Here is a 12,172-nt window from a genome sequence, read left to right as displayed (position 1 = left end):
TCCAACGCCTGCGCCTGCTCCGGCGGCCAAGCCGGCTCCTGCGCCGACCCCAGCCCCTGTGCAGGTCGCCACGGCCAAGCCAGCACCGAAGCCGGCCGAGAAGCCAGCGGCCGCTGCCAAGCCGGCTGCGGGCGGTAACTGGTACAGCAGCCAGGCACCAGGCCATTATGTCGTGCAGATTCTCGGCACCAGCTCCGAAGCTACCGCTCAGGCTTACGTGGCCGAGCAGGGCGGCGAGTATCGTTATTTCAAGAAAACGCTACAGGGCAAACCCTTGTATGTCGTGACTTACGGTAGCTTTTCCGACCGCGCTGCCGCCCTGGCCGCCATCAAGGTCTTGCCAGCCAAGGTTCAGGCTGGTAAACCTTGGCCCCGTACTGTCGCCAGTATCCAACAGGAACTCGGCGCCACTCGCTGATGTCGCAGCGACCTTACCCAGGTCGCTCACCCAGCTCTCCTGAATTGCCCACGAGCGCGCTGCTTTCCGGTAGCGCGCCTTGTGGTGTCTGCGTTACAGACACATGTCAAATCCAGGATGCGTTAGTCAGAATCACCCAAAAGGACTTTGACTAGCACGGAATCCGCCTGTAAAACTTTCATAAATGCGACACGAATTTACGACGCTTCGTCGTAAAATTTGTGGGCCTTTGTGTCGCTGTGTACAATGACCTCCCATTTGCCCCCGCAAAGCTGGCGAACGTTCAGCGTGGATGGTAACCGGTTGAATTGAAAAGAAATTTGCCTCTCAGAGAGGCAGCCTGGTGAGAAAGTGTCTATGAAAGCAGGTCTGTACCATCCGGATGAATTCAAGGATAACTGTGGTTTCGGCCTCATTGCTCACATGCAAGGCGAGCCCAGTCATCATCTGTTGCAGACGGCTATTGAAGCCCTGACCTGCATGACCCACCGTGGTGGGATCAACGCTGACGGCAAGACCGGCGACGGTTGCGGTCTGTTGATTCAAAAACCCGACATGTTCCTGCGCGCCGTTGCCACCGAGCACTTCGGCAAAGAGCTGCCGCGCCAGTACGCGGTCGGCATGGTCTTCCTCAATCAGGATGACGCCAAGGCTGAAGCCGCGCGCGAAAACATGAACCGTGAAATCCTCGCCGAAGGCCTGGATCTGATCGGCTGGCGCCAGGTGCCGATCGATACCAGCGTACTCGGCCGCCTGGCCCTGGAGCGCCTGCCGAAGATCGAGCAGGTATTCATCGGTGGCGAAGGGCTCAGCGATCAGGAATTTGCGATCAAACTGTTCAGTGCGCGTCGCCGTTCGTCGGTGTCCAACGCCGCTGACACCGAGCATTACATCTGCAGCTTTTCGCACAAGACCATTATCTATAAAGGTCTGATGATGCCGGCCGACCTGACGGCCTTCTTCCCGGACCTGAGCGATGAGCGCCTGAAAACCGCGATCTGCGTGTTCCACCAGCGTTTCTCCACCAACACCCTGCCGAAATGGCCGTTGGCGCAGCCGTTCCGCTTCCTCGCCCACAACGGCGAGATCAACACCATCACCGGCAACCGCAACTGGGCCCAGGCCCGTCGCACCAAGTTCGCCAACGACCTGATGGAACTCGATGAGCTGGGCCCGCTGGTCAACCGCGTAGGCTCCGACTCCTCGAGCATGGACAACATGCTTGAGCTGATGGTCACCGGCGGCATCGACCTGTTCCGTGGCGTGCGCATGATCATTCCGCCAGCATGGCAGAACGTCGAGACCATGGACCCCGATCTGCGGGCGTTCTATGAGTACAACTCGATGCATATGGAACCGTGGGACGGCCCGGCCGGCGTCGTGATGACCGAAGGTCGCCACGCGGTGTGCCTGCTCGACCGTAACGGTCTGCGTCCGGCGCGTTGGGTCACTACCACCAACGGCTACATCACCCTGGCGTCGGAAATCGGCGTGTGGAACTACAAGCCTGAGGACGTCATCGCCAAGGGCCGTGTCGGTCCGGGCCAGATCTTCGCCGTGGACACCGAAACCGGCCAGATCCTCGACACCGATGCGATCGACAACCGCCTGAAGTCGCGCCACCCGTACAAGCAGTGGTTGCGCAAGAATGCCCTGCGCATCCAGGCCACCATCGACGACCACGACCACGGTTCGGCGTTCTACAGCCCGGATCAGCTCAAGCAGTACATGAAAATGTACCAGGTCACCTTCGAAGAGCGTGATCAGGTCCTGCGTCCGCTGGGTGAGCAGGGTCAGGAAGCGGTCGGCTCCATGGGCGATGACACGCCAATGGCCGTGCTGTCGCGTCGTGTGCGCTCGCCTTATGATTATTTCCGCCAGCAGTTCGCCCAGGTCACCAACCCGCCGATTGACCCGCTGCGCGAAGCAATCGTCATGTCCCTGGAAATCTGCCTCGGTGCCGAGCGCAACATCTTCCAGGAATCGCCAGAGCACGCCTCCCGCGTGATCCTCAGCTCGCCGGTCATTTCCCCGGCCAAGTGGCGCTCGCTGATGAACCTGGAACGTCCGGGTTTCGAGCGCCAGATCATCGACCTCAACTACGAGGAAGGTGTTGGCTTGGAAGCCGCGGTGCGCAACATCGCCGATCAGGCTGAAGAAGCCGTGCGTTCCGGGCGTACCCAGATCGTTCTCAGCGACCGTCATATCGCACCGGGCAAGCTGCCGGTCCACGCCTCCCTGGCGACCGGTGCCGTGCACCACCGTCTGGTCGAGAAAGGCCTGCGCTGCGACAGTAACATCCTGGTCGAGACCGCCACTGCTCGCGACCCGCATCACTTTGCCGTGCTTATCGGCTTCGGCGCCTCGGCGGTCTATCCGTTCCTGGCCTACGAAGTGTTGGGCGACCTGATCCGCACCGGCGAAGTGCTGGGCGATCTCTACGAAGTGTTCAAGAACTACCGCAAAGGCATCACCAAGGGTCTGCTCAAGATCCTGTCGAAGATGGGCATCTCGACCATCGCTTCGTACCGTGGTGCGCAGCTGTTCGAAGCCATCGGCCTGTCCGAGGAAGTCTGCGACCTGAGCTTCCGTGGCGTGCCGAGCCGCATCAAGGGTGCGCGTTTCGTCGATATTGAAGCCGAGCAGAAAGCCCTGGCCGCCGAAGCCTGGAGCCCGCGCAAGCCGATCCAGCAAGGCGGCCTGCTCAAGTTCGTCTACGGCGGTGAATACCACGCCTATAACCCTGACGTGGTCGCGACCCTGCAAGCCGCGGTGCAACAGGGCGACTACAGCAAGTTCAAGGAATACACCGCACTGGTCGACGAGCGCCCGGTGTCGATGATCCGCGACCTGTTCAAGGTCAAGACCGCCGAGCAACCGCTGGCCATGGAAGAAGTCGAGCCGCTGGAGCAGATCCTCAAGCGCTTCGACTCTGCCGGGATTTCCCTCGGCGCCCTGTCGCCGGAAGCCCACGAAGCCCTGGCCGAGGCCATGAACCGTCTGGGCGCGCGCTCCAACTCCGGTGAGGGCGGCGAAGATCCGGCGCGCTACGGCACCATCCGCAGCTCCAAGATCAAGCAGATCGCCACTGGCCGTTTCGGCGTCACCCCGGAATACCTGGTCAACGCCGACGTGCTGCAGATCAAGGTTGCCCAGGGCGCCAAGCCGGGCGAAGGCGGGCAACTGCCAGGCGGCAAGGTCAACGGCCTGATCGCCAAGCTGCGCTATGCCGTGCCGGGCGTGACCCTGATCTCGCCTCCGCCGCACCACGATATCTATTCCATCGAAGACCTGTCGCAGCTGATCTTTGACCTCAAACAGGTCAACCCGGCTGCGCTGGTGTCGGTGAAACTTGTGGCAGAAGCCGGCGTTGGCACCATCGCCGCCGGTGTGGCCAAGGCCTACGCCGACCTGATCACCATTTCCGGCTATGACGGCGGCACCGGTGCGTCGCCGCTGTCGTCCATCAAGTACGCGGGCGCTCCGTGGGAACTCGGCCTGGCCGAAACCCACCAGACCCTGCGCGGCAACGACCTGCGCGGCAAGGTCCGTGTGCAGACCGATGGCGGCCTGAAAACCGGCCTGGACGTGATCAAGGCGGCCATCCTCGGTGCGGAAAGCTTCGGCTTCGGTACTGCCCCGATGATCGCACTGGGTTGCAAATACCTGCGTATCTGCCATCTGAACAACTGCGCCACCGGCGTAGCGACCCAGAACGACAAGCTGCGCAAGGACCACTACATCGGCACCGTCGACATGGTGATCAACTTCTTCACCTATGTGGCCGAAGAAACCCGCGAGTGGCTGGCCAAGCTGGGCGTACGTTCCCTGGAAGAGCTGATCGGGCGTACCGATCTGCTGGAAATCCTGCCGGGCGAAACCGACAAGCAACACCACCTGGACCTGACACCTCTGCTGGGCAGCGATCATATCCCTGCCGACAAGCCGCAGTTCAGCCTGGTCGACCGCAACCCGCCGTTCGACAAGGGCCTGTTGGCCGAGAAGATGGTCGAGCTGGCCAAGTCGTCCATCGAAAGCCTCAGTGGCGGCGACTACGCGCTGGATATCTGCAACTGCGACCGCTCCATCGGTGCCCGCATCTCTGGCGAAATCGCCAAGCTGCACGGCAACCAGGGCATGAGCAAGGCGCCGATCACCTTCCGCTTCACCGGTACTGCCGGGCAGAGCTTCGGCGTGTGGAACGCCGGCGGCCTGAACATGTACCTGGAAGGCGACGCCAACGACTACGTCGGCAAGGGCATGACCGGCGGCAAGCTGGTCATCGTTCCGCCTAAAGGCAGCCCGTTCAAAACGCAGGACAGCGCCATCATCGGCAACACCTGCCTGTACGGCGCCACTGGCGGCAAGCTGTTCGCCGCAGGGACCGCAGGCGAGCGTTTTGCCGTGCGCAACTCCGGTGCTCACACAGTCGTGGAAGGCACCGGCGACCACTGCTGCGAATACATGACCGGCGGTTTCGTTTGCGTACTGGGCAAGACCGGCTACAACTTCGGTTCCGGCATGACCGGTGGTTTCGCCTACGTGCTCGATCTGGACAACACCTTCGTTGACCGGGTCAACCACGAACTGGTGGAAATCCAGCGGATCAGCGGCGAGGCGATGGAGGCTTATCGCACTCACCTGGAAGGCGTTCTGGCTGAGTACGTCGCGGAAACCGACAGCGAGTGGGGGCGTAATCTCTGGGAAAACCTGGACGACTACCTGCGCCGCTTCTGGATGGTCAAACCCAAGGCTGCCAGCCTGAAGTCGTTGCTCTCCAGCACCACGGCGAATCCGCAATAACAGCAGCTGCGAGCGGCAAGCTTCAAGCCGCAAGTTAACAGCAGTGCGCGAGATGCCTGCGATCATGATTCTTGCAGCTTGAAGCTTATAGCTTGAAGCTGCCCGTAGAGGTTCCAGAGAATGGCCGAACGTCTGAGTAACGACTTCCAGTTCATCGAAGTCGGACGTAAAGATCCGAAGAAAAAGCTGCTGCGTCAGCGCAAGAAAGAGTTCGTCGAAATCTACGAACCGTTCAAGCCTCAGCAGTCCGCCGACCAGGCTCATCGTTGCCTGGGCTGCGGTAACCCGTATTGCGAATGGAAGTGCCCGGTGCACAACTTCATTCCCAACTGGCTCAAGCTGGTGTCCGAGGGCAATATCCTCGCCGCCGCCGAACTGTCCCACCAGACCAACACCCTGCCGGAAGTCTGCGGCCGCGTGTGCCCGCAGGATCGTCTGTGCGAGGGTGCCTGCACCCTGAACGACGGTTTTGGCGCAGTGACCATCGGTTCGGTGGAGAAGTACATCACGGACACCGCGTTCGCCATGGGCTGGCGTCCGGACATGTCCAAGGTCGTGCCGACCGGCAAGCGCGTCGCCATTATCGGCGCCGGTCCTGCTGGCCTGGGCTGCGCTGACGTACTGGTGCGCGGCGGTGTGACGCCAGTGGTGTTCGACAAGAACCCGGAAATCGGCGGCCTGCTGACCTTCGGTATCCCCGAGTTCAAGCTGGAAAAAACCGTGCTGAGCCATCGCCGTGAAGTCTTCACCGGCATGGGTATCGAGTTCCGCCTCAATACCGAAGTCGGCAAGGACATTACCGTCGAGCAACTGCTCACTGAGTTCGATGCCGTGTTCATGGGCATGGGCACCTACACCTACATGAAAGGCGGCTTTGCCGGTGAAGAGCTGCCGGGCGTGCACGATGCCCTGGATTTCCTCATTGCCAACGTCAACCGCAACCTGGGCTTTGAAAAGTCGGCTGATGATTTTGTCGACATGAAGGGCAAGAAGGTCGTGGTCCTTGGCGGCGGCGACACGGCGATGGACTGCAACCGTACTTCGATCCGCCAGGGCGCCAAGTCGGTGACCTGTGCCTATCGTCGCGACGAAGAAAACATGCCGGGCTCGCGCAAGGAAGTGAAGAACGCCAAGGAAGAAGGGGTGAAATTCCTCTACAACCGCCAGCCCATCGCCATTGTCGGTGACGGTAAGGTCGAAGGCGTCAAGGTGGTCGAGACGCGCCTGGGCGAACCCGATGCCCGCGGCCGTCGCAGCCCCGAGCCGATCCCCGGCTCCGAAGAAATCATCCCGGCCGACGCCGTGGTCATCGCCTTTGGTTTCCGTCCGAGTCCGGCGCCATGGTTCGAGCAGTACAGCATCGAGACCGACAGCCAGGGCCGAGTGATCGCGCCAGAGCAGTCGCAGTTCAAGCACCAGACCAGCAACCCGAAAATCTTCGCCGGTGGCGATATGGTTCGCGGTTCCGACCTGGTGGTGACGGCGATCTTCGAAGGCCGCAATGCGGCTGAAGGGATCCTCGACTATCTGGGCGTGTGATGATGCTTTGCCGGCCCCGCGCTTGTGGGACCGGTTCGAGCCGGGAAGACGGTATTTCTGACGCAACAAATGCATCGGATTGACCGACCTCTTCCCGGCTAAAGCCGGCCTCACAGAGGTGCCATACCCCGCGACAAATTGACTCCATAGATAAAAGGCACGGTACTTACCGTGCCTTTTGCCTCGCGCTCTGAGAAAATGCCCGCACTTTTTTTCCGGATGCCGACATGACTGCCCTGAAGAACGACCGTTTCCTTCGCGCCCTGCTCAAGCAACCTGTTGACGTCACGCCGGTATGGATGATGCGCCAGGCCGGTCGCTATCTGCCGGAATACCGCGCCAGCCGTGCCCAGGCCGGAGACTTCATGAGCCTGTGCAAGAACCCGGAGTTCGCCTGCGAAGTTACGTTGCAGCCGCTGGATCGCTATCCTCTGGACGCCGCCATCCTGTTTTCCGACATCCTCACCGTGCCTGATGCCATGGGCCTGGGGCTGTACTTCGAGACCGGCGAAGGTCCGCGCTTCAAGAAAACCGTGACCACCATGGCCGACATTGAAGCCTTGCCGATCCCTGATCCGCAGAAAGACCTGGGCTACGTCATGGACGCGGTCAGCACCATCCGCCGTGAGCTCAACGGCCGCGTGCCGCTGATCGGCTTCGCCGGCAGCCCCTGGACTCTGGCCACTTATATGGTCGAAGGCGGTTCGTCCAAGGACTTCCGCAAATCCAAGGCCATGCTCTACGACAACCCCCAAGCCATGCACCTGTTGCTGGACAAGCTGGCACAATCGGTTACTGCTTACCTCAACGGCCAGATTCTTGCCGGTGCGCAGGCTGTGCAGATTTTCGATAGTTGGGGCGGCAGCCTGTCGTCGGCGGCTTATCAGGAATTTTCACTGGCCTACATGCGCAAGATCGTCAGCGGCCTGATCCGTGAGCACGATGGCCGCAAAGTGCCGGTGATCCTGTTCACCAAGGGCGGTGGCCTGTGGCTGGAAAGCATCGCCGAGGCAGGTGCCGATGCCCTGGGTCTGGACTGGACCTGCGATATCGGTCAGGCCCGTCAGCGCGTAGGCGCCAAGGTCTCACTGCAAGGCAACATGGACCCGACTGTGCTTTACGCCAACCCGACGGCTATTCGTCAGGAAGTGGCCCGCATCCTCGCCAGCTACGGCAGTGGCACCGGCCACGTCTTCAACCTCGGCCACGGCATCACCCCGGAAGTCGACCCGGCCAATGCCGGTGTCTTCATCGAAGCGGTGCATGAGTTGTCGGCGCAGTATCACCAGTAAGACAACTGTGGGACCGGCTTTAGCCGGGAATGCGATTTCCCGGCTGAAGCCGGTCCCACATGAGTCACAGGTTAAATCTGTGTATTCACCTGCAACGGCGGCAACTTCGCCAGGCGCAACGCTACCACCAGCGCCACCACCAGCAACGCGCCGATAAATACGCCGATGCCATGCCAGCCCGCGTAGTGCCAGAACACCCCGCCGCCTGTACCCGCCACGCTTGACCCCACGTAGTAGCTGAACAGATACAGGGACGAGGCCTGCCCCTTGGCCTTGACTGCGCGGCGGCCGATCCAGCTGCTGGCCACCGAGTGGGCGCCGAAGAAACCGAAGGTGAAGATCAGTACGCCTACGATCACCACCGCCAGCGGCGTGAACACGCTCAAGGCGACGCCGATCAACATCATCACGATCAATGCCCACAGGACCTTGCGCCGACCCAGGCGGTCGGCCAGGGCGCCAGCCTTTGCCGAGCTGTAGATACCCGACAGGTAGACGATGGAGAACAGGCCGACCACCGCCTGGCTCAGGTTGTAGGGATCGGCCAGCAGGCGATAGCCGATGTAGTTGAACATGGTCACGAAGGAGCCCATCAGCAGAAAGCCGATGAGGAACAGCAGCGGCAGACCGGCATCGCGGAACTGCACGACGAAGCCATCGAGCAGGCTGCGTGGGTGGAGTGAACGGGCGCGGAAGTTGCGCGACTCGGGCAGGATCTTCCAGAACACCCCGGCTGCGACCAGGGCAATCAGGCCCATGACCGCCAGTGCCATATGCCAGCTGACGTAGTCACTGAGTACCCCGGTAATCAAGCGCCCGCTCATGCCACCAATGGCGTTGCCGCCAATGTACAGGCCCATGGCCAGGCCGATATGCTGAGGGTGGATCTCTTCGCTGAGATAGGTCATGCCCACGGCCGCCAGACCACTGAGGGACAGCCCGATCAGAGCCCGAGTGACCAGCACGCCTTCCCAGGTCGGCATGAAAGCACTGGCAATGGTGAACAGTGCGGCGGAAAACAATGAAAAGACCATCACCGACTTACGGCCCAGTCGGTCGGAAATCGGCCCGGTGATCAGCAGACCCAAGGCCATCATGGCGGTGGATACGGAGAGGATCAGGCTGCTTTGCGCGGCGTTGATCGAGAATTCCCGGGACAGTACCGGCATCATCGGTTGCACACAGTACAGCAGGGCGAAGGTAGCAAAACCGCCGGAGAACAGCGCCAGTACCGTGCGCATGAAAGCGGGGGTGTCTTTCTCTATATAGGTATCGCCCAACGGAATTGCTGACTCGATCCGGACGGTCTCTTCAGCAGGCAGGGTGGGGGCAACAGCAGTTCTCACGGTGGACCTCGAAGTGGTCGGGGGCGGCAATGAGTAAAGAATATAGCTGGCTAACGATTCATTCCAATATATTATTCGACCTGTTTGATATGTTTAACGACTTGATTATGTTTGAATGGAAATGAGTTTTGTAGGGTTCTGCGTTTGCTTTGCGGCAGCGTTGTGTCGAAGACGGGGCGGGATCTTTTACAGAAAAATCATGCAAGGGCCTCCATGGAACTCCGTCATCTGCGTTACTTCATCGCTGTCGCCGAAGAGCTGCATTTCGGCCGTGCTGCGCAACTGCTTGGCATCTCCCAGCCGCCATTGAGCCAACAGATCCAGGCATTGGAACAGGAACTGGGCGCACGGCTGTTCGAACGGACCAATCGTCGGGTCGAACTCAGCGAGGCGGGGCGATTGTTTCTGGTCGAGGCGCGCCTGGTATTGGCGCAAGTCGAGAAGGCGGCGGATGTGGCGCGACGGGCGCAACTGGGTGAAATCGGCGAGCTGAAGATCGGCTTCACCGCGTCGGCGCCGTTCACCTCACGCATTCCCCAGGCTATCTTTGCCTTCCGCCAGCGCTTCCCGGACGTACATCTGGCGCTGCAGGAAATGAGCAGTCGCGAAGTGGCCGAGGGACTGGAAGATCAGTCGATGCAGGTCGGCATCATGCGCCCGCTGCCGCTGCCGGACACCCTCGTAGCCGTCGAGCTGTTTCGCGAGCCACTGGTCGCCGTGCTGCGCACCGATCACCCCTTGGCGAAAAACGGTGGGGAAGGGTTGTACCTGGAGGCACTGGCGACCGAGCCTTTCGTATTCTTCCCGCGCTCCTATGGCAGTGGGCTGCGCGCGCAATTGCTTGACCTCGCCCGCCAGGCCGGTTTCACGCCGTTGTTCGCTCAGGAAGCAGTCGAAGCCATGACACTGATCGGCCTGGTTGCTGCAGGTCTGGGCGTTACGGTATTGCCCGCCTCCTACCAACGCATGCGCATTGATGGCGTGGTCTATCGGACCCTGCTCGACCCGGACGCTACCAGCGCGGTGTGGCTGGTCCAGCGCAAGGATCAGCAATCGCCCAGGGCCAGGGCGTTTGTCGAGTTGGTTACCCAGCAGGCGGGGTGACCTGGTGTCCTGTCTCGCAAATAAGCAGTTCAATCTGGACGACGTCTGATTTCGCCAGGCGGCGTTGCCGCTCCTCCCCATAGCCCTGCTATGACACGTCGCGGCGCCTTGCCTGACAAAACCAGCCACTCGACCAGAGTGAACGTATTTGCCAGACAGGAAACTAGCATTTTTGACAGTATCCGTAAGACTTCATGAGCGGTACCTTTTGCGCGAGCCGTATTTAACAATATCGGAGTGCGCAATCAAGGAGAGAGCCGTGAACAGGTATATTCCAATTATAGGTATTTTGGCCATTGCATTAACCGCCGGAGCACAGGAGCGAATTATCGGTGGAGAGCCTGCTCCAGCAGGAACCTATAAGTTTTTCACCACTATTACCAAAGAGGACGGAGCGCATATCTGTGGCGGAGCACTCATCGCTGCGCAATGGGTATTGACCGCTGCGCACTGTATCCGTGATCAGTCACCCTACTATGTTCAGATTGGTATAGATGAGTACCGTCCCGAGTTAATAAGCGACGAGAGAGGCGAGATCGCCGACGTTTTTATTCCCAAGGATTTCAAAGGCTGGCAGCCTTACTCGGCCGAATCAAAAAACGAGCGAAATAGAGGGCAGTACGATATCGCGTTGTTAAAGTTAAAAGAGCCCGCCAAGAGCACTAATTTTCTTACGCTCGACAAACATTTAAGGGAGCAGGTTGGCGAGATAGTCACTTTGCCAGGGTTCGGCAGAATTGAATCTGGTGCGATGCCTGATCATCTCTATCACGCAGATGGGCCGATTCTCGAAACCAGACGATGCATCGAAGTGCCTGAAGGCTACCCGGATACTAACTTCGATCCTGCGCTCAACGTCTGTGGGCCCGACATTTCTGCCGGAGGCGACTCCGGCGGGCCTTTGCTGTCCAGGCGCAATGGCGAGTTCATAGGATTGGGGCTGGTGAGCCGCGGGTTGATTGAGTCAGGGCAATTCACACGTATTTCGTTCTTCCAGGACTGGATGGACGTGATTATGAACAGTGACAAGTGTAAAGAGTTTGAAACGCTCGCGAAGGGTATACGCGTTTGCTCCGCTATTCCCGCGCATGAGAAATAATCTTGCGAGTCGTATTCCATCAGGGGCAGGAGCGAACTTGTTCGCGAAGCGTCGTACCTGACGCAGCGCGTCAAGCTTGCTCGCCAACAAGTTGGCTCCTGCCAGACAGGACTCTAGAGGGATCAGTTGACCTTACTAAGGTCACCTTTCAACGCCACGCCCGCCATGATCGCGCCCGCATGGCACTCATAGGTCGATGGGTCTTTGCGTTCTACTGACTTGTAGAAGCTGACGATATTGGTCACGGCGTTGGCATTCACTTTTTTCGCCGCTTCCTGCAGTTGCAGGATGGCTGATTGCACGACCCAGTTGCAGGCTTCGGGGTCGGTCTTGTTAAAGGCGTTGGTTTTCTTGTTGGTCACGGCGCCCGGAGTGATAACGGTGACTTTGCCCTTGGGTTGTACGCCAGCCAGATAGAACTTCACGCTGCCGTCGATTTTGCCCTCCTGGGTCATCTGCGCTATCACAGCGTCAAATGGCAGGTAGTGCGTCGTGTCGCGGGCCTGACTGACAGCGGGCAGCGCTGACAGGGTGATGGCCGCAGCGGCGATCCAGGACTTCAATTTCATAG

At 59.9% G+C, this 12,172-nt stretch carries 8 protein-coding genes; 6 read left to right on the top strand and 2 right to left on the bottom strand.

Annotated elements, in window-relative coordinates; translation table 11 throughout:
* From ACCD02_RS21675 to hemE, 4 genes are all read left to right on the top strand, one after another.
* Positions 1-418: SPOR domain-containing protein (locus ACCD02_RS21675; RefSeq protein WP_413306325.1), on the top strand; the 418-nt coding region annotated here is incomplete at its 5' end.
* 357 nt (positions 419-775) lie between these two features.
* On the top strand, positions 776-5,221 hold the full coding sequence (gltB, locus tag ACCD02_RS21670; protein WP_413306322.1) for a glutamate synthase large subunit: 4,446 nt from the start codon (positions 776-778) through the stop codon (positions 5,219-5,221).
* Between the two features lie 120 nt (positions 5,222-5,341).
* On the top strand, positions 5,342-6,760 hold the full coding sequence (locus ACCD02_RS21665; protein WP_413306319.1) for an FAD-dependent oxidoreductase: 1,419 nt from the start codon (positions 5,342-5,344) through the stop codon (positions 6,758-6,760).
* A gap of 227 nt (positions 6,761-6,987) precedes the next feature.
* A complete protein-coding gene (hemE, locus tag ACCD02_RS21660; protein ID WP_413306316.1) occupies positions 6,988-8,052 on the top strand; it encodes a uroporphyrinogen decarboxylase in 1,065 nt (354 codons plus the stop codon).
* A 71-nt stretch (positions 8,053-8,123) separates the two neighbouring features.
* On the opposite strand, the gene ACCD02_RS21655 is transcribed toward hemE, so the two are convergent.
* A complete protein-coding gene (locus ACCD02_RS21655) occupies positions 8,124-9,374 on the bottom strand; it encodes an MFS transporter (RefSeq protein WP_413306335.1) in 1,251 nt (416 codons plus the stop codon).
* A 237-nt stretch (positions 9,375-9,611) separates the two neighbouring features.
* On the opposite strand from ACCD02_RS21655, the gene ACCD02_RS21650 reads away from it, so the two are divergent.
* Both ACCD02_RS21650 and ACCD02_RS21645 read left to right on the top strand, forming a co-directional pair.
* Complete coding sequence (locus ACCD02_RS21650) at positions 9,612-10,502, top strand: LysR substrate-binding domain-containing protein (RefSeq protein ID WP_413306314.1); 891 nt, start codon at positions 9,612-9,614, stop codon at positions 10,500-10,502.
* Between the two features lie 259 nt (positions 10,503-10,761).
* Positions 10,762-11,601 (top strand): S1 family peptidase, encoded by an 840-nt coding sequence (locus ACCD02_RS21645; protein ID WP_413306311.1) that lies wholly within the window; start codon positions 10,762-10,764, stop codon positions 11,599-11,601.
* A 122-nt stretch (positions 11,602-11,723) separates the two neighbouring features.
* On the opposite strand, the gene ACCD02_RS21640 is transcribed toward ACCD02_RS21645, so the two are convergent.
* On the bottom strand, positions 11,724-12,170 hold the full coding sequence (locus ACCD02_RS21640) for an excinuclease (RefSeq protein WP_413306308.1): 447 nt from the start codon (positions 12,168-12,170) through the stop codon (positions 11,724-11,726).
* Between the last annotated feature and the right edge of the window lie 2 nt (positions 12,171-12,172).

The organism is Pseudomonas sp. Pseusp88, from assembly GCF_047303955.1.
Taxonomy (GTDB): domain Bacteria; phylum Pseudomonadota; class Gammaproteobacteria; order Pseudomonadales; family Pseudomonadaceae; genus Aquipseudomonas.
The sequence above is the reverse complement of the archived record's forward strand: the minus strand, read 5'-3'. Positions and strand labels throughout refer to the sequence as shown.

What these genes read in the sequence shown, in the direction of transcription:
- ACCD02_RS21640 (WP_413306308.1), bottom strand. Translation starts at nt 12,170, where the DNA reads ATGAAATTGAAGTCCTGGATCGCCGCTGCGGCCATCACCCTGTCAGCG.
- hemE (WP_413306316.1), top strand. Translation starts at nt 6,988, where the DNA reads ATGACTGCCCTGAAGAACGACCGTTTCCTTCGCGCCCTGCTCAAGCAA.
- gltB (WP_413306322.1), top strand. Translation starts at nt 776, where the DNA reads ATGAAAGCAGGTCTGTACCATCCGGATGAATTCAAGGATAACTGTGGT.
- ACCD02_RS21650 (WP_413306314.1), top strand. Translation starts at nt 9,612, where the DNA reads ATGGAACTCCGTCATCTGCGTTACTTCATCGCTGTCGCCGAAGAGCTG.
- ACCD02_RS21665 (WP_413306319.1), top strand. Translation starts at nt 5,342, where the DNA reads ATGGCCGAACGTCTGAGTAACGACTTCCAGTTCATCGAAGTCGGACGT.